Source organism: Caulobacter sp. GW456-12-1-14-TSB4 (assembly GCF_059424195.1).
The window spans coordinates 210,499-227,279 of sequence record NZ_JBWKZF010000007.1 but is presented as its reverse complement, the minus strand read 5'-3'; the positions used below and the strand labels follow the sequence as shown (position 1 = coordinate 227,279).

The 16,781-nt window shown below is 66.1% G+C and carries 12 protein-coding genes; 7 read left to right on the top strand and 5 right to left on the bottom strand.

Features of this window, described 5'->3' with window-relative positions:
• Positions 1-2 precede the first annotated feature (2 nt).
• From AC07YH_RS09350 to AC07YH_RS09340, 3 genes are all read left to right on the top strand, one after another.
• The gene (locus tag AC07YH_RS09350; protein ID WP_494746735.1) at positions 3-611 is read left to right on the top strand and encodes a HupE/UreJ family protein; all 609 of its coding nucleotides are present in this window, start codon (positions 3-5) and stop codon (positions 609-611) included.
• Between the two features lie 92 nt (positions 612-703).
• Complete coding sequence (locus AC07YH_RS09345) at positions 704-1,093, top strand: hypothetical protein (protein WP_494746734.1); 390 nt, start codon at positions 704-706, stop codon at positions 1,091-1,093.
• Positions 1,094-1,095: 2 nt separating this feature from the next.
• Positions 1,096-1,947: a DUF4198 domain-containing protein gene (locus AC07YH_RS09340; RefSeq protein ID WP_494746733.1), complete on the top strand. Its 852-nt coding sequence runs from the start codon at positions 1,096-1,098 to the stop codon at positions 1,945-1,947.
• A 1,333-nt stretch (positions 1,948-3,280) separates the two neighbouring features.
• Here AC07YH_RS09340 and ligD read toward each other — a convergent pair.
• Complete coding sequence (gene ligD / locus AC07YH_RS09335) at positions 3,281-5,887, bottom strand: DNA ligase D (protein ID WP_494746732.1); 2,607 nt, start codon at positions 5,885-5,887, stop codon at positions 3,281-3,283.
• A 66-nt stretch (positions 5,888-5,953) separates the two neighbouring features.
• Between ligD and AC07YH_RS09330 the strand changes: the two genes are divergently transcribed.
• The gene (locus AC07YH_RS09330) at positions 5,954-6,217 is read left to right on the top strand and encodes a DUF5961 family protein (RefSeq protein WP_494746731.1); all 264 of its coding nucleotides are present in this window, start codon (positions 5,954-5,956) and stop codon (positions 6,215-6,217) included.
• 69 nt (positions 6,218-6,286) lie between these two features.
• A complete protein-coding gene (ku, locus tag AC07YH_RS09325) occupies positions 6,287-7,132 on the top strand; it encodes a non-homologous end joining protein Ku (RefSeq protein WP_494746730.1) in 846 nt (281 codons plus the stop codon).
• A gap of 75 nt (positions 7,133-7,207) precedes the next feature.
• Here ku and AC07YH_RS09320 read toward each other — a convergent pair whose 3' ends face one another.
• The 4 genes from AC07YH_RS09320 to AC07YH_RS09305 all read right to left on the bottom strand — a co-directional run bounded on the left by AC07YH_RS09320 (position 7,208) and on the right by AC07YH_RS09305 (position 14,564).
• A complete protein-coding gene (locus AC07YH_RS09320) occupies positions 7,208-8,530 on the bottom strand; it encodes a 2-hydroxycarboxylate transporter family protein (RefSeq protein ID WP_494746729.1) in 1,323 nt (440 codons plus the stop codon).
• A complete protein-coding gene (locus AC07YH_RS09315; protein ID WP_494746728.1) occupies positions 8,527-10,476 on the bottom strand; it encodes a CocE/NonD family hydrolase in 1,950 nt (649 codons plus the stop codon). Before AC07YH_RS09315 ends, AC07YH_RS09320 begins: the two co-directional genes overlap by 4 nt.
• 20 nt (positions 10,477-10,496) lie before the next feature.
• A complete protein-coding gene (locus AC07YH_RS09310; RefSeq protein ID WP_494746727.1) occupies positions 10,497-13,334 on the bottom strand; it encodes a TonB-dependent receptor domain-containing protein in 2,838 nt (945 codons plus the stop codon).
• A 93-nt stretch (positions 13,335-13,427) separates the two neighbouring features.
• Positions 13,428-14,564 (bottom strand): ABC transporter substrate-binding protein, encoded by a 1,137-nt coding sequence (locus AC07YH_RS09305; protein WP_494746726.1) that lies wholly within the window; start codon positions 14,562-14,564, stop codon positions 13,428-13,430.
• A 71-nt stretch (positions 14,565-14,635) separates the two neighbouring features.
• Here AC07YH_RS09305 and AC07YH_RS09300 point away from each other — a divergent pair, with 71 nt between their 5' ends.
• Together AC07YH_RS09300 and AC07YH_RS09295 are read left to right on the top strand one after the other, a co-directional pair.
• Entirely contained in the window at positions 14,636-15,295 is a 660-nt protein-coding gene (locus AC07YH_RS09300) for a response regulator transcription factor (protein ID WP_494746725.1), read from the top strand.
• Positions 15,295-16,674: a sensor histidine kinase gene (locus AC07YH_RS09295; protein ID WP_494746724.1), complete on the top strand. Its 1,380-nt coding sequence runs from the start codon at positions 15,295-15,297 to the stop codon at positions 16,672-16,674. The genes AC07YH_RS09300 and AC07YH_RS09295 overlap by 1 nt, the downstream gene beginning before the upstream one ends.
• Positions 16,675-16,781: the final 107 nt, after the last annotated feature.

Genomic DNA, 16,781 nt, shown 5'->3' with positions numbered 1-16,781 from the left:
CCTTGAAGCCCTCCTCTCCGTCCGCGCCGCTCGGCGCGCTTGCCCTGATCCTCACCCTGCTGACGGCCTCGCCCGCCGCCGCCCATGACGGCACGGGCGTCGTCGGCGGCTTCACCTCCGGCTTCCTGCACCCGCTGACCGGTTTCGATCACCTGCTGGCCATGGTCTCGGTTGGCCTGTGGGGCGCTTTCCTGGGGCGCCCCCTGCTCGTCGCCCTGCCCGTGATCTTTCCCGCCGTCATGGCCATCGGCGGCGTGCTCGGCATGGCCAATGTCCCGATGCCGCCGACCGAGCTGGGCATCGCCCTTTCGGTGATCGTGCTGGGCGGCGCCATCGCCTTCGCGTTGCGGCCGCCGGTGTGGGTCGCCTGCGTCCTCGTCGGGATTTTCGGGATCTTCCACGGCTATGCGCACGGCCGCGAGCTGCCCTCCGCCGCCGATCCGCTTGGCTACAGTGTCGGCTTCGTGCTCTGCACCGGCTTGCTGCACGTCGGCGGCATTGGTCTGGGCATGCTCAACGCGCGTCCCAGTGGCGTCGTGATCAACCGAGGCTTGGGCGGACTGATCGCCGCCACGGGCGTCTACTTCCTCTATCGGGCCCTCGTCTCGTGAGGGGTGGCGCGCTTCCGCCTGCCCTGCTGGCTGCAGCGCTCGGCTTCGCGCTGGCCTTCGCGCCACGCCGGATCTTAGCGCCCGCGATCGCGGTGTTCGCCGTCGTCTTCATCGGCATCGCCCTGACCAAGATCCCGCAGCCCTGGATCGACGCGGTGTTCTACGCCTGCTGGGCCAGTGTGATCGTCACGGCGCTGAGCGTCCATCTGCCCAAGGGCCTGCCTTCGCCGGCGGCCCTGGCGCTAGCCGTCAATGCCGGTGTCTGGGCGGGCGCAGTCCTGTCGACCACCGGCGCGCCGCTCGACATCGCCAAGAGCCTGCCCTGGGTGCTGCTGTGCCTGCCCGCCCGCTGGCTGGCCGGCCGCCGCCTGTCGGTCGCGATCAAGGTCGTCTCCAGCTGGCTGGCGGCCGTGGCGATCCTGGCCGCCGCTCTTCCGACCACCACCCCAACGCCCGGCTACGCGCCCGACCACATGGAATGACGATGCAAAGCAACCTTCGCCAAATCTCGCTCCGCACCGGTCTGGCCCTGGCCGTCGTCCTGGCGGCCGCCAGCGCCCAGGCCCACGACTTCTGGCTCCAGCCCCTGCGGTTCTGGACCGTCCCCAACAGCACGGTCGTGACCAGCCTCCAGGTCGGTCACGGCAAGGACCGCCAACGTTGGGACGCCGACGCGGACCGGGTCGCCAAGTTCGGCGATATCGGTCCGGGCGGCGCCTACACCGATCACCTGAAGGTCCTGAAGTCGGGATCGATGGACGAGGACCACGTAGTGCCCTTCGGCAAGCCGGGTACGCACATCCTGGTTCTGGCCACCAGCCACGCCGAGAGCCAGTTACCGGGCCTGCGCTTCCAGGACTACCTGAAACAGGAAGGCCTCACGCCCGCTCTCGAACTACGTGCGCGGACACGCAGCGAAGACCAGCCCGGCCGCGAGATCTACAGCCGCCGCGCCAAGGCCCTGGTCCAGGTCGGCCCGGTGGTCACGACGCCCCAGCCCTGGGTGGTCAAGCCCGTGGGTCTCAGCTTGGAGATCGTGCCAGAGACCAACCCCTACACGCCGGGCGCCAACGGGCCGCTCGCGGTCCGCGTCTACTATGAGGGCCGCCTGCTGCCCGGCGCGACCGTGATGCTGAACAACCTGCAGTTCGACGGCCATCCGCTGCAGACAGTGGTCACGGACAAGGCCGGCCGCGCGACCTTCACCTTTCCTCGCACCGGCGCTTGGCAACTGAACGTACTTTGGACCAAGCCGCTGTCGAATAACCCGAAGGCCGATTTCGACACCACGTTCTCGAGCCTGACGTTTGGCTTTCCGCCGGGCTGGAAAAGCTGAGCGTCGCTGCACGGATCGCGCCGCTCCAAGTCGTCGAAGTCGTCGCTGCCGAGAGCGGCCCTCCCCGACGGCAGATAAGAGTCAGCTCCGGCCCATCCGGTGAGGCGTGGCTTTGCGCGCCATCGAAAAATGCAGAGGGAAACCTGAAACGCTAGCGAAGGCTTGCGGACGCTAGGGCGCCAGATCGGGTGCAAGAGCGCGTATGCGGACGAATTCGAGCGAAAAGCAACGAAGCAAAGCGCAAATGCGCGTGTACAATTCGTGTACAATTAACGCAATAAGCTATTGATTATTATAAATAATTTTACCAATCCATCATGAGCGCTATGGAGAATTTCGTCATAACTATTTGATTTTACTGAAGATTTTATTCACCAATTGCTCTAATGGAGGATTGGGTGAACAGAAATTGGTCCAAGGGGTTTCAATGAGTGGAGTATTAAGTGCGAAAACACACTCAAAACCACCCTCACTAAAGGCGTTCTACACGCCAGGCGCCTATTTGCTAACAGGACGGGGACGCTTACTCGTCGAGCTTAGCGGCGCTGGATGTCCACCGTGAGGGTCGGCCGTATGGCGTTTCGTTCCTGCGTCGGCCCAAGCCTGCAAATCCGCGAGGGCATAGACGACTCGACCACCTAGCTTGCGATAAAGCGGGCCTCCTGCGGTCGTACGGAGCTTCTCCATAGTTCTGGGCGAGAGATTGAGTAAAGCTCCCGCCTCATGCGTGCGCAGAAACTTGCTCGGAAATGAGGCGTCACCCTGATCCGTCATGATGATACTCCACTCGAAGTGAGTGTTATATTATAACACATTCAACGTAACAACCGACCAGTTTTACGCTAGCGAGAACCGCCGCGCGCTCCCCCGCCTCATAATCATGAGACGTCTCACCGGGATCGCGCTTCCTTGACGCGCCACAAGCTGACATTGGGACCGCTCCAGAAACCGGGCATTCGGTGAGGCGGTCAACCTGCCATCCTTCCCAGGTCGAGCGATGCGTCAATTGCTGACATTTGGCCCACTGCCGCGAACGTGACGCTACGACCTGGACCCTGACAAACTGGAGTAGAGGGGCGTCAATGTTGCGCCCTCGGCTTAAGCGCCAAAATCGTCGATCACCGCTCGGGCGAGCCTCTCAAAACGCAACGCCTGGACGTCGGGGACAATGGCGCACAACATACCTGCCCCTCCCCCGACCGATCCTCCCGTTGCGGCGACGGCCATCAGCAGCCGCCCATAAGCGGTTGTCGTCCTTGAAAGATCCCAATGCTTTCGAGGCAGGAGTGAGAGCTCAAATGCGTATCGCGCCACGATCGTTCTCCCTCTGCGTTTACGGCTTGAGGCGCCGGATCGCGGAGGCGAGAGACCGCTCGCCTTCGCAGTAGCCTTCCCAGGCCGTCGACTTGTGAATGAGACCAGGCGCGGTGCGGATCGTGAACTTGGCCGGATCCAGCCCCCTTTTGACCTGGCTCCAGGTCAGCGGAAACGAGACCGGCGCGCCTTCGCGTCCTCTCGGTGACAGCGGCGCCACCGCCGTCGCCATCCGGTCGTTGCGCAGATAATCGAGAAAGATCCGGCCGGTGCGGTCCTTCTTGGCCATGGTGATCAGAAAACGGTCGGGCGCATCGGTCGCCATGGCTTGGCAGACATCACGCGCAAAGGCCTTGGCGGCCGGCCAATCGACGGTCCCCGCCTTTTGTCCCGAGGCCTTCAGCGGCGTGACGACGTGCAGGCCCTTGCCACCCGTGGTCTTGCAGAAGCTGACCAGCCCCAGGTCCTCCAGCCGGTCGCGCACCTCGCGCGCGGCGTCGATCACCGCCTCGAACGGCACGTCCGGGCCGGGATCGAGGTCAAACACCAGCCGACCGGGCTGATCAGGCTTAAAAGGCTCGCAGTTCCACGGATGAAGCTCCAAGGCCCCGACCTGCGCGGCGGCGATCAACGCCTCGACGCGGTCGAACTGGATGTAGGGCTGACGATCGCCGGACACCTTCACCTCAGTGATCAGAGACGACCGCCCCTTGCCCGAATGGCGCTGGAAGAAATGCTGCTCACCACCGATCCCGTTGGGCATGCGGATCATCGAGCAAGGGCGCCCCTTGAGATGGCCGATCATCCACTCGCCGACGGCTTCGTAGTACCGCGCCAGGTCCAGCTTGGTGACCGGCCGATCGTCACCCCCGTCGGGCCACAAGACCTTGTCTGGGTGTGAGAGCGTGACGCCCATCACCACAGCCGAGTCCTTTGCTTTCACGACGCCTTGGGCGCCAGGCTGACGGATTTTCGCCTTGGCCGCCGGCGCCTCGGCCTCGACCTCACATGCCGGCTTGTCTTCTCGAAGCCCTTTGAACGCGGCTTGGCGGATCGCGCCGTCGCCGGTGAAGCCCGCGTACTCGATTTCGGCGACCAACTGCGGCTTGACCCAATGGACGCCCGCCGCCTTCTTCGGCGCCCTCTTGCCCGAGAACGGGTTTTGGTCGGTCTCCAGCGCCTCAAGCTTGGGCATCAGCCGCTCGACCGTGGCGCGGCCAAAGCCTGTGCCGATCCGGCCGACATGGATCAGCTCACCGTCGCGATGGACGCCGGCGATCAGCGACCGGAAGGCCTGCCCCGTCGTGGTCCAGCCGCCGATCACCACCTCATGGCCCTGACGGCACTTGGACTTGACCCAGGTCTCGCTACGCCCGGAGTGATAGGGCGCGTCGAGTTTCTTGGAGATTATGCCTTCCAGGTCCATACGGCAGGCCGATTGCAGCACCGCGTCGCCGGCGCTGACGAAGTGGTCGACATAGCGGATCGTGGCCGGCGCGCCATCCACATGGGCCTTCAGGCGCGTCTTACGCTCCACTAGCGGCAACGGACGTAAATCCTCCGCGCCCTCAAACAGCAGATCGAAGACGAAGAAGATCAGGTCGTCGGTCTTCTCGTCCGAGATCGCCGCCTGCAGCGCGGCGAAACTGGGCGCGCCGGTGTGGTCGAGGGCCACGACCTCACCGTCCAGGACGCCGTCGGCCAGATGCGCGCCCGCCTCGACGATGGCGGAAAATCTGGCAGACCAGTCCAGACCCTTGCGCGTCAGCAGGTTGGCCTTGCCGCCCTTGACGCGCAGCTGCATTCGATAGCCGTCGAACTTGATCTCATGACCCCAGTCTCCGCCACCCGGAGGCTTTTCCGCCGACTTGCACAGCTGGGGTTCGACGAAGGTTGGTAAGGCCGAAACCGCTTTTGGCTTCGGCGCGGCCTTGGCGACCTTCGGCGAGGCCGCCGCCGTCGATGCCGCGTTCTGGCGGCTTTGCCAGACGGCGTCGGCCGAGCCCTTGGCGGCGGTCATGAAGGGTGTCGCGCCCTGGCCTTCGCCGGCGGCGATCTGGGCCATGGTCCGCTGCGAGGCGATCGAGCGGTCCTCGGCCGCCAGGGCGCCGCCGTTCTTGTCGACGGCGGCCTCGTCACGATGCTTGATCAGCAGCCAGTTGTGGCGCTTGCCCTCATCGCGCAGCCGCACCAGCACCCACGAGCCATGCAGGCGGCCACCTTCCATGACGAACTTCAGCTCGCCCTTGGCCAAGGCTTTATCGACGTTCTCGAAGCCCGGCTCCGGCGCCCAATAGCCGCGATCCCACAGCTGCACCGTGCCACCGCCATACTGGCCTTTGGGAATGGTCCCTTCGAAGTCGCCATAATCCAGCGGATGGTCCTCGACCTCGACCGCCAGCCGCTTGTCGCTGGGATCCAGCGACGGTCCTCGCGTCACCGCCCAGGACTTGAAGACGCCTTCGTGCTCGAGCCGCAGGTCGAAATGCAATCGCGTGGCCGCATGCTTCTGGATCACGAAACGTAGCTGGTCGGCCTTCTTGACTCGAGCGTTGCGGCCAGAGGGTTCCGAGGTCTGCTTGAAATCCCGCATCTCCTGGTAGCGGGCGAGTTTCGAGGCGGCCATGGATGCTCCGCGAGATCGGCGCTGCATCAACGAACAGGTCGCCGCGTCGATCCGCGAGGTGGGCTATTGGCCGATGAATCCAATCGCGTCCTGGTGCGTTCCTTCGTCATGACCCACCGCTTCAGCGTCCACGCCCGACACCAAGACCGCCATCTCGCCCGGGTGGTGATGGAACCCTCGTTCGAGGCCGCCGCCGTGGCCTATGCCGAAGACCTGCCGCATGGCGATACGGAGGGGGAGATCAGCCTGGTCGTCCGCGACTTGGAAAGCGGTCACGAGCACTGCTTCCGGATCGATCTGGAAACGGGTGAAGCCGCACCGTGCGGCTAGAGCGAACGAATTGGCGCAGCGCTCGTTGAATCGGCGCTCCGGCCGTCACGGTCGTCCGAGGATCTCGACATGGCCTATCGTCCGACCTGGCAGGGACATCTTCGACTGTCGCTGGTGACCTGTCCGGTCGCGCTCTATACGGCCACCGACAGCGGTGGCGACGTCCATTTCAACCTGATCAATCCCAAGACCAACAACCGGATCAAGATGGTCACGACCGACCCCGATACGGGGCCGATCGAGCGCGCCAAGCTGGTCAAGGGCTATGAGATCGAGAAGGGCCAGTACGTCCTGCTAACCGACGAGGAGATCAAGTCGGTGAAGCTGGAAAGCACCAAGATCATCGACATCGAGCACTTCGTGCCGGCCAAGGACATCGACCGCATCTATTGGGACAACCCCTACTTCCTGGCGCCCGACGGCAAGCTGGCCCAGGAGGCCTTCGGGGTGATCCGCGAGGCGATGGAACGCTCGGGCCAGATTGCTCTTGGCCGCGTGGTGATGTCGGCCCGCGAACGCCTGCTGGCGCTTGAGCCGCGCGGTAACGGCATCCTCGCCTACACCCTGCGCGCTGACGCCGAGGTGCGCCAGGCCGACGACATCTTCGCGGGGATCAGCGACAAGGCGCCGGACGCCTCGATGATCGCCATCGCCGAGAAGATCATCGAGCAACGCAAAGGGCCCTTCGATCCGAGCCAGTTCGTCGATCGCTATGAAAAGGCCCTCAAGGCCCTGATCGCCGACAAGCAGAAAGGCCACAAGATCGAGAAGGTCGCACAGGTGGAAGACACCAATGTCGTGGACCTGATGGCCGCCTTACGGGCCAGCCTGGATGGCAAATCCGGCACTCAAAAGGTAGCCAAGACCAAGGCCGAGAAGACCGAGCGAGGCAAACCCCGGCGCAAGGCGGGATAGATTTGAATGTGGCTCATACGCGCCAGGAGCAGACGCGAAGCAAGTTCCAGGAAGTCGACATCCGAAAATGCGATGTCAGCCCCAACGCGCAAATAGCGCGAGGATCACCGTCACCGTGATGGCTCCGCCGATCCGGGTGGCGATCTGGGCGAACGGCATCAGCTGCATGCGATTGGCCGCCGTCAGGATGGCCACGTCCCCGGTGCCGCCTTGCCCCGAGTGCGTGGCGTTCACGATCGCCGCCTCGATCGGGTAGAGCCCGACCCAGCGGGAGGTCAGAAAGCCCGTGGCGATCAGAGAAACGACGGTAACGAAGATCGTCACCAGGGTCGGGATGTTGAACGCCGAGATCAGCTTCTCCCACGGGGTTTTAGCCACGCCGATGGCGAACAGCAGCGGATAGGTCACGCAGGTCGAGAAGAACCGGTAGTTGGCATAGGCGCCCTGCTCCAGTGACGGGGGCGCCAGGCGGGCCAGCTTGATGACGACCGCCAGGCCCAGCATCACGACCGGCCCCGGCCAATGGAACAGAGTCTGGGTCAGGCCGCCCAGCAGGTAGAGCACCGCCACCATCAAGAGCGCCGCGCCCAGGGTCTGAGGAGAGGATGCGCCGCCGACCGAGGCATGGGCCGCCGGGGACGCGACCTCCTCGCCCGGCTGCAGCCGGCCCTCGCCGGTCAGCGTGGGGAAGCGACGACCCAGGAAGTTCAGGCCGCCCGCCAGGACGATGGCGCTGAGGCTGCCCAGCATCACCGCCGGCAGCACCTCGGCGAAGGCCTCGCCCTGAGGCTGGCCTGAGAAGTGGGCGTAGCCGATCGACAGCGGGATCGCCCCCTCGCCCACCCCGCCGGCCATGATCGGCGCGACCACCTTGAACAGGGTGTGCTTGAAGCCCAGGCCCAGCGCCACGCCGGTCGAGCAGCCGACCCCGAAGGCGACGATCGAGCCCAGGGCCAGCGGGATGAAGATCTTGCCAAAGCCCGTGATCAGCGACCGGCGGTCCATACCCAGGATGCTGCCGACCACGATCGAGGCGATGAACAGGTACAGGAAGTTCGAGCTCTCGGTGAAGTCCGAGATCGAGGTCACCAGCACCTTGGGCAGCAGGCCGGCATATTCCAGATAGGACGGCGCGAAGGTCGCGAAGATGGCCGCAAAACCCAAGCGATTGAGGATCGGAATCCGCTTGCCGATCTCGGCGCACAGGAAGCCGCCGGTGATCAGGAAGGCGATATTGGCCAGGATGTCCGACGGCGCATTGCCTATGGCGACATAGGCTGCGGCCAGGCCCATCACGATCAGCAGCAGCGGCACGGGCGCGACGCCCAGCCGCGTCTCCATCAGCGCCCACCAGCGGGTCAGGAGCGGCCCGGGCGCGGTGTCGTCGATGGTGTTCATGTGCGCCTCGGGATGATCGGCAGCACCACGTGCGAAGGCCGCGTGGCGTCGACATGGACGGTGTTGCGGGCGACCTTGCGGGTCAGACCCATGCCCTCGGGCGCGCCAGTGTTGGGATTGACGTCGAACTTCGGGAAGTTGCTGGACGAGACATCCAGCCGGATCCGGTGGCCCTTCTTGAACAGGTTGGAAGTCGGGAAGGCCTCCACCTTGATCCGGTAGACTTGGCCTGGCGCCATCAGCTCGGGTTTCTCCCAGCTGTCGCGATAGCGGCAGCGCAGGATGCCGTCCGTCAGGTTCAGGGCGTAGCCGGCGGGATAGTCCTCGCTGGGCGGATAGAGGTCGATCAGTTTGACGACAAAGTCGGTGTCGACCGCGTCGGACGAGATCCACAACTGGGCGGTGATCGCGCCGGTGACCTCGACATCCTCCTTCAGGGGCTCGGTCTGGAAGACCAGCACGTCGGGCCGCGCCTCCAGTGGCAGGAAGGGCTCGCGCGCGCCGTAGACGTCCTCGGTCTCGCGCTGGTCGAAGCCGCCACCACGCATGAGCGGCTCGCCCGAGGTGACCGCGCCGCCGATCGTTGGAACAGGATCGGACGGGTCGAAGTCGTAGCTGAGCGTTGACGCCTCGGCCGCCGGCTTGCTGGTCCGCAGGCCGCCGTCGGCGCCGAGATAGAAGGTCGTCTCGCGGCGATCCGGGATCGGCCAATTGGTCTCGCTGCGCCAGACGCCGCCGTGGCGCAGGCGGCCCTCGGCGGTCTTGCGGCCATCGCCGCCACCCATCACGAACAGGCGCACGGAAGGTTCGGCGGCCTTGGCCGGCAGCCCTTTCAGGTGTCGATCGTACCATTTCAGGCGCTGGGTGAAGAAGTCCGCGCCGCCGTCGGCGTCGATGGTGGCGGCGGGGCCGAACTCGACATCACCCGAGTGCGAGGTCGAGCGCGCGCCGTGAGTCCAAGGACCCAGGATCAAACGCTGGGCGCGACCGGCCTTGTTCAGACCGACGAAGTTATCGGTCGCCGTGCGCGAATACGGGTCGTACCAGCCCGACATGTGGACCATATCGACCTTCGGGAAGGTGGCGTAGTAGCCCTCGGCATAGATGCCGGCCTGTTTCCAGAAGCCGTCGAAATTGCCGTGCTCCCACTGTTCGTAGACATAGGCCTCGTAGTCGGGCTGCAGGCTGATTGGCGTGTGGCCGCGTTTCCAGGGCATGCTGGCGAACCAGGCCTTCAGGTCGACGGTCTTCAGCGCCGCCAGCAGGCGCGGCTCGTTCTGCGCCGCCTGGCTTTCCAGGCCCAGGTTGTAGGCCCAGGTCACCTGTTTCAGCTCGAACGCCCCGCCCTGGCGGATGCCGCCCTGATAGGCGTTGGAAAAGCCCCCGCAATCCAAAAACATCGCCTTTAGGCCCGGCGCGTTCAGGCAGCCCAGCGCCATCTGGGTGTGGGCGGCGTAGGACAGGCCCATCGTGCCGATCTTGCCGTCGCTCCACGTCTGGCGGACGATCCAGGCGCAGGTGTCGTAGCCGTCCGCGCCCTCGCTCAGGTACTTGATGAACTCGCCTTCGGAGTCATAGCGCCCGCGGCAGTCCTGGAAGATCACCACATAGCCTTGCGAGACATAGATCCGGGCCACATCGGCGCGGCTGCGGGGCGTCTTCTCCGTGGCGGTGATGTCGCGGAAGCTGGCGACATTCCGGCCGTAGGGCGTGCGCTCCATGATCACGGGGAAGCGCCCGGCCACCGCCTTGCCGTTACGGGCCGGGCGGTAGATGTCGGTGGCCAGCCTCACGCCGTCGCGCGTCTTTACGCCTACATTGCTGTCTAGGACCATGTCGAAGGGCTCGTCGGGAGCCGGCGCGGCCAGCGCGCCGGTCGAGCCGAACAGTCCAAGGAGGGCCGCCGCGCCCCCAAAGGCGCGGCGGGTGATCGGCGAGGTCGCCATGTACTTGGGCTCCGACCGGCTTAGAACGACTTGCCGAAGCGGATGTAATAGTACCGCCCCATGACGTCGTAGGTGTAGATGTCGAAGTTGATCGGCGCGTTGGCGTAGGACAGCGGCGGCTGGGTGTCGAAGACGTTGTTGACGCCCACGGTCACATTGGCCCGCACCTTCTCGAACGCCTTCTCCAGCTGCAGGTCCTGGTAGGTCACCGCCTTGACGCGGTCGCCCTTCACCGGCGTCGTCGGCAGGGCCGGCGCGGCGCCGTCCTTGGTCGAGCCGATGTAGCGACCACGCCACATCACCGCCCAGTCGTCGTTGGACCAGCGCAACGAGGCCAGGCCCTTCCAGCGCGGATAGGTCGCCCGCGCCGTGGCCGGGGTGGTGCCGCCGGTCGAGGTGCCGACCGCGTGGGTGACGATCGGATCGCCGCCGGCCGGGTTCGGCGAGGTCACGTCGAACTTCTGCAGGCGCGTGCCTTGGATCGAACCTTCTAGCAGACCGATGTCGGTGCTGCGGCGATAGCGCAGCGCCACGTCATAGCCGGCCGTCTTGATCTGGTTCAGGTTCATGAACGACGAGGCGAAGTTCAGCACTTGGCCGGTGGAGGCGTCGCGGGTCAGGGCCGAGCAGAAGTCCCCGGCCTGGGTGGCGCACAGTTGCAGGGCGTTGGCCACCGACGGCGTCGAGATCGCGTTCTTGATGGTAACCTCGTAGCCATCCAGCGTGAGGGACAGCCCCGGCGCGAAGGCCGGTTGCAGGGCCACGCCATAGCTCAGGGTCTTGGCCGTCTCGGGATCGAGCTTGCCGTTGCCCGAGACGGTAAGCGGCAGCAGGCCGCCGTTGTACGAGCTCTGGTTATAGGTCGACGGCACGCCCGCGCAGCCTGGAAGGTTGGGGTGCGCGGCCGCGCCGCCGTTGCAGGGGTCGGTATTGCTGCCCGCGAGGTTGGACTGACGCGAGCCGGTGTAGAGCTCGATCAGCGAGGGGGCGCGGAAGCCTTGCGACCACGTGCCTCTGAAGAGGACGCCATCGACGGGGCGATAGCCGACGCCGACCTTGGAAGTCAGCTTGGAGCCGGCGGTGTTGTAGTCGGAGTAGCGAGTGGCGACGTCCAGCTCGAGCTTCTTGACCATCGGCAGGTCGGCCAGGATCGGCGCGGTGAACTCCAGGAACGCTTCCTTGACGTCGTACGAGCCGTTGGCGGTCGGCGTGCGCATGACGTTGGTGGTGGTCACCGTAGCCGAGGGCAGCGGCAGGGCGCCGGTCCCGGTCGAGACGGTGTTCACATAGGCGTCCGGATGATCCTCGCCGACGTTCTTGCGCCACTCGAAGCCGAAGGCCATGGCCAGCGGCCCGCCCGGCAGCTGCATCAGCTCGCCATTCACGTCGAAGGTCAGGTCATAGAGCTTGGTGAGGTTGGTCTCGCGGGCCGTCGAGTTGATGTAGGCCGCCTGCTGCGGGGTCATCTGGCCGAAGATGTTGATCGGGATACAGCCGGCCTGCGCGGCGCAGACCGACGGGGCCGACAGGCCCAGCGCCAGGTGCTCCAGGTCGATGCCGCCCGGCGAGGAGAACTTCATCTGGTTCTGCGAGGCGGAGCCGAACAGCGACCAGTTCCAGTTGCGCGCGAAGAGGTCGGTGTCGCCGGCCAGCTCGCCCGAGACGCGGTAGGTGTCGACCTGCTGGTTGCTGATCCGGTAGCCGACCGGCGTCGTGAAGAGCTGGATGTTCCAGGCCTGGTTAGCCGCGAAGCCGACGCCGAACGGGTTGTACTGTTGGTTGGCCGCGATCGAGAAGCCGCGATAGGTGCCAGACGTGCCGCCGATCGACAGGTTGGTCGGCGAGAACACCTGCTGGCTGCTGCGGCGGTTCCACATCACGTCCATGGTCAGCTTGACGTGGTCGGTCAGCTCTTGGTCGACGCGGGCGAAGATACCGTAACGCTCGCTGGGACCCACGGCGTAAATGCCCTGGGCCATGGTGTTGTAGTAGTCGTCCGGCAGCGTGGCGCGGTGATAGCTGCCCAGGCCCGTAGCGACGGTGACGCCGACGTTCTGGGTCAACGGCGCGGCGGTCGTCGAGAAGCCCGGCAGGATGTAGAGGCCGCGCGGGCTGGACGGGGCGGCGCTCAGATTGTTCGGGCCGGCGGTCAGCGACACCTGGGTGATGTCGCGATCCTTGGTCTCGACCGGGTCCTCGTTGACGTAGCTCAGGGAGACGAACACCGAGGCGCGCTCGAACTTCTTGCCCCAGTTGGTCTGCAGGCTGAACGACTCGCCGTCGCCGCGCGAGGAGACGCCGTATTTGCTCTCGACCTTGAAGCCCTCGAGATTGCGCTTGGTTTTGAGGTTGACGACCCCGGCGATGGCGTCGGCGCCGTAAATGGCCGAAGCGCCGTCCTGCAGCACCTCCATGCTGCCGATCATGCCGATCGGCACGGTGTTGAGGTCGACGAAGTCACGGATGCCGCGCGCGCCGACGCCATCCACCCAGCGGTGGCCGTCGACCAACACCAGCGTGCGGTCAGCCGCGCCGTCGGTATTGGCCAGATAGCGCAGGCTGATCGAGCTGCCGCCGTACGATGTGCCCTGCGTGCCGTTGGAGTTGTAGCTGACACCGGCGCTGGGCAGCTTCTGCAGCAGCTCGCCGATCGAGGCGACGGCCGCGCGCTGCAGGTCCTCCTCGGTGATGCTGGTCAACTGGCCGACGGAGTCGGCGTCGCGCCGGCGGGTCTTGGAACCCGTGACGATCACCGCGTCGAGGGTGTTGGCGTCCGCGCCCTGTTCTGCGGGCGCCGGCGTGGTCTGGGCCATGGCCTCGCCCGCGCCGAACACGAGCGCCAGAGCCGAAACGCTCACGAAAGCAGACTGAATTCTGGTCACCGGAGATCCCCCTCCAAGCCGGCGTTTTCGCCGGCTCAATTGCGCGGCTCCCCGCCGCTTATTCGGAGGCTAGGGTCGGTTACCTGTCACGAGACTGTCGCGAGCGCTCTGGTCGCGAACACGGCGATAATCATCGACGTGGAGCGGGCCCAGCGCCTCGCGCCATTCCCCCACCAGGCGGCGGCGGCGCATCTGATCCAGGTTCGCCAGGAGCGCCGGCCCAACCTCGATTGGACGGGCGAAGGCGTCGGGCGCACGCGCCGCGCCGCCGTCGATATCGGTGCGCACCGGGGCCATGCTGGTGTCGGCCAGCAGCTTCTGGCCCTTCACCGACAGCAGAAAGTCCAGGAACAGCTTGGCGGCGTTGGGACGGCGGGCGTGCGAGGAGATGAACGCGATCCGCGACATCACCAGGGTGTAGTCGCTGGGGAAGATCACCCCCAGATTCGGGTCCGTGCGCTGGTGCTGCAGGGCATAGGAGCCGATCACGTTGTAGCCGAACAGGATCTGTTGGCCTGAGATCGCCTCCAGCAGCGTGGCCGTCGACTCGTAGAGGTGCGGCTTGGTCGTCCCGATCGCCCGAGTCAGCGCCTGGGTGTCGGCCGAGGCCAGGCGGTCCTGCGAGTAGTAGAGAAAACCAACGCCCGATCGGCTGTTGTCGAACAGACCGACCGAGCCCTTCAGCGCCTTGGCCTCCAGCATCCGGCGTAGGGCCGCATGGCTCCTGGGCGCATCAGCGTCCGACAGCCGGCGGCGGTCGTAGGCGAAAACGATCGGCTCGGCCGTTACCCCAAAGCCCTGGCTTTTCCAGATTGTCCACGGCGGCAGCATCGCCCGGGCCGGGGTGTCGAACGTTTGAGCGTAGCCGTCGTTGATCAGCTTGATCTGCAGGTCCATCGCCGAGCTCCACACCAGGTCGGCGCTGGGCTGGTTTGCTCGGCGTTCGGCCAAGTAGCGCTGATAGAGCTCGGCGGAGTTCTGCCGCTGGAAGTCGACATGGACGTTCGGATGGTCGGCATGGAAGGCCGCCAGGACCGGGCCGATCTCGACATCGCCGGTGTTGGCGTAGACGGTCAGCCCCCGTTCCCGCTCGGCCGCGCGAAGGCGCGCGGCGCGCTCCAGACCGCTCAGGATCGGGATGTCGATGCGCCCGCAGCCGGTCAGCAGAGCGGCGGCCGGCGCGAGGAGAAGCTGTCGTCGAAGCATGGTCGCCCTGTTCACAGTCAGCGACGTTGCATGATAGGGGCGGAGTCGTCCAACCCCCGAGGCCCGACCGCATGCGGCTGCTGTTCGTGGAGGACGACGAGGCGCTGGGGCGCGGCGTCGTGGCCTTCCTCAGGTCCGAGACCTTCACGGTCGACTGGGTCACCGACGGCGAAACCGCGCTTCAGCAGCTGGCCGAACCCTATTCCGTCATCGTCTTGGACCTGGGTTTGCCCGACATCGGCGGCCTTGAGGTGCTGGTGCGCCTGCGCCGGGCGGGCAACCGCACGCCGCTCTTGATCCTGACCGCCCGCGACGCCCTGAAGGACCGGGTCAGCGGTCTCGACCTCGGGGCCGATGACTACATGCTCAAGCCGTTCGAGCCCGAGGAACTGGCGGCGCGGATTCGCGCCCTGGCCCGCCGGCGGGGCGGCGATCCCTCCCCCACGCTCTCTGTCGGCAGCCTCACCATCGACCGCAATGGCGCCCGCGCCTATGTCGACGGCCGCGACCTGGAACTGCGCCGGCGCGAGCACACGGTGCTGCTGGTGCTGGCCGCCAGCGCCGGCAAGGTCGTCTCCCGCCAGCGGCTGATCGGCGAGGTCTTCGGCCATGACGACGAAGCCGGCCCCAACGCCCTGGACGTCTATGTCGGCCGGGTGCGCCGCAAGCTGGAGCCCAACGGCCCGCGGATCACCACCTTGCGCGGCCAGGGCTATCTGCTCGAACCCTGATGGTCCGGATTCAGTCCCTCACCGCCCGCCTGCTGGTCGCCCTCGTGGCGCCTCTGGTCGTGTCGGCCATGCTGATCGGGATCGGCGACGCCTGGGTCACCCAAAGGGTCGTGGACTACACCTCCGACCGCCTGCTGGCCGGCTCGGTCCGCGCCATCGCCGAGTCGGTGACACTGGAGAACGACCACGTCGAGGTCGACCTGCCGCCCTGGGCGTTCGGCCTGCTCGACAGCCCGCAACGCGACAGCGTGTTCTACAATGTCCGCCAGTCCGGCCGGGTGCTGACCGGCTATGACGACCTGCCCGACTTCGACGCTCAGGCGATCGCCGCCAACGGCGAGCCGGTGTTCCGGACCCTGGTCTACCAGGACCGCCGCGTGCGCCAGTCCGCCGTCGCCCAGCGCGTGCCCGGCGCGGCCGCGCCGGTCGTCATCTCGGTGGCCCAGACGCTGGAGTCGCGCGCCGCCGTCCGCAAGACCCTGATGACCACCGTCGGCGCGATCGAGGTCGGGCTCGTCGGTCTGGTGGCGCTGCTGATCTGGCCGGCGGCGACGTGGAGCCTCAATCCGTTGGAAGGCCTGCGCAAGCGCCTCGCCGAACGTTCGGACGCCCGCGATCCCGACTTCGCGCCGGTGGCGGTCGGCGATGTGCCGCGCGAGCTGCAGCCGGTTGTCGTGGCCTTCAACAGCCTGCTGGGCCAGTTGGAGCGGTCTGTCGACGGCGTCCGCCGGTTCACCGCCGATGCGTCGCATCAGATCCGCACCCCGCTGGCGATCGTCAAGACGCACCTGGCCGTGCTGGCCAAGGGCCGGCGCTCGGTCGCGGACCAGGCGTCGCTGACCGACGCCCTCGAAGCCGTCGACCGCCTGCAGCGCCTGATCGAACAGCTGCTGGCCCTGGCCCGCGCCGAGGCGATGGAGGCCGATGGCCATCAAGAGGCCGACCTGGCCGCCTGCGCTTATAGCCTCGTCGATCGCTGGACCCCGCGCGCGGCGGCCGAGGGCGCCCGCCTGACCCTCAGCATCGAGACCGCGCCCCTGTTGGTTGCGCTGGCCGCGCCCCTGGTCGACCAGATCCTGGAGAACCTCGTCGACAACGCCCTGCGCTATGGCGGTCACGCCATCACGGTCGGCGTGCACCAGGTCGAAGGCCAAGCGGTCCTCTGGGTGGAGGACGACGGTCCCGGCCTGCCTGATAGGCTAAAGCAACGTCCCTTCGAACGTTTCGTGCGAGGCCCCCAGAGTTCGGGTCACGGCAGCGGCCTGGGGCTCTCCATCGTCAAGGCTTTGGCGCTGCGGGCCGGAGGCGAGGCGTTCATACTGGATACACGGGATGGCGGGCTGATCGTCAGCGTCCGGTTTCCGTCTAGGACGGTCTAGCCTCATGGGGGTACGCTGAGGATGCGCCATCGTATGCCTGAGCACGCAAAAAATGACGAGCGCTTCGCAGGAGGGAGCGCTCGCCAGTTTGGGGCAAGTGTCAGAGA

Excerpts from the sequence above, each read along its gene's own strand:
- AC07YH_RS09340 (WP_494746733.1), top strand. The coding sequence starts at position 1,096 with ATGCAAAGCAACCTTCGCCAAATCTCGCTCCGCACCGGTCTGGCCCTG.
- ligD (WP_494746732.1), bottom strand. The coding sequence starts at position 5,887 with ATGGCCGCCTCGAAACTCGCCCGCTACCAGGAGATGCGGGATTTCAAG.
- ku (WP_494746730.1), top strand. The coding sequence starts at position 6,287 with ATGGCCTATCGTCCGACCTGGCAGGGACATCTTCGACTGTCGCTGGTG.
- AC07YH_RS09320 (WP_494746729.1), bottom strand. The coding sequence starts at position 8,530 with ATGAACACCATCGACGACACCGCGCCCGGGCCGCTCCTGACCCGCTGG.
- AC07YH_RS09315 (WP_494746728.1), bottom strand. The coding sequence starts at position 10,476 with ATGGCGACCTCGCCGATCACCCGCCGCGCCTTTGGGGGCGCGGCGGCC.
- AC07YH_RS09305 (WP_494746726.1), bottom strand. The coding sequence starts at position 14,564 with ATGCTTCGACGACAGCTTCTCCTCGCGCCGGCCGCCGCTCTGCTGACC.
- AC07YH_RS09300 (WP_494746725.1), top strand. The coding sequence starts at position 14,636 with ATGCGGCTGCTGTTCGTGGAGGACGACGAGGCGCTGGGGCGCGGCGTC.
- AC07YH_RS09295 (WP_494746724.1), top strand. The coding sequence starts at position 15,295 with ATGGTCCGGATTCAGTCCCTCACCGCCCGCCTGCTGGTCGCCCTCGTG.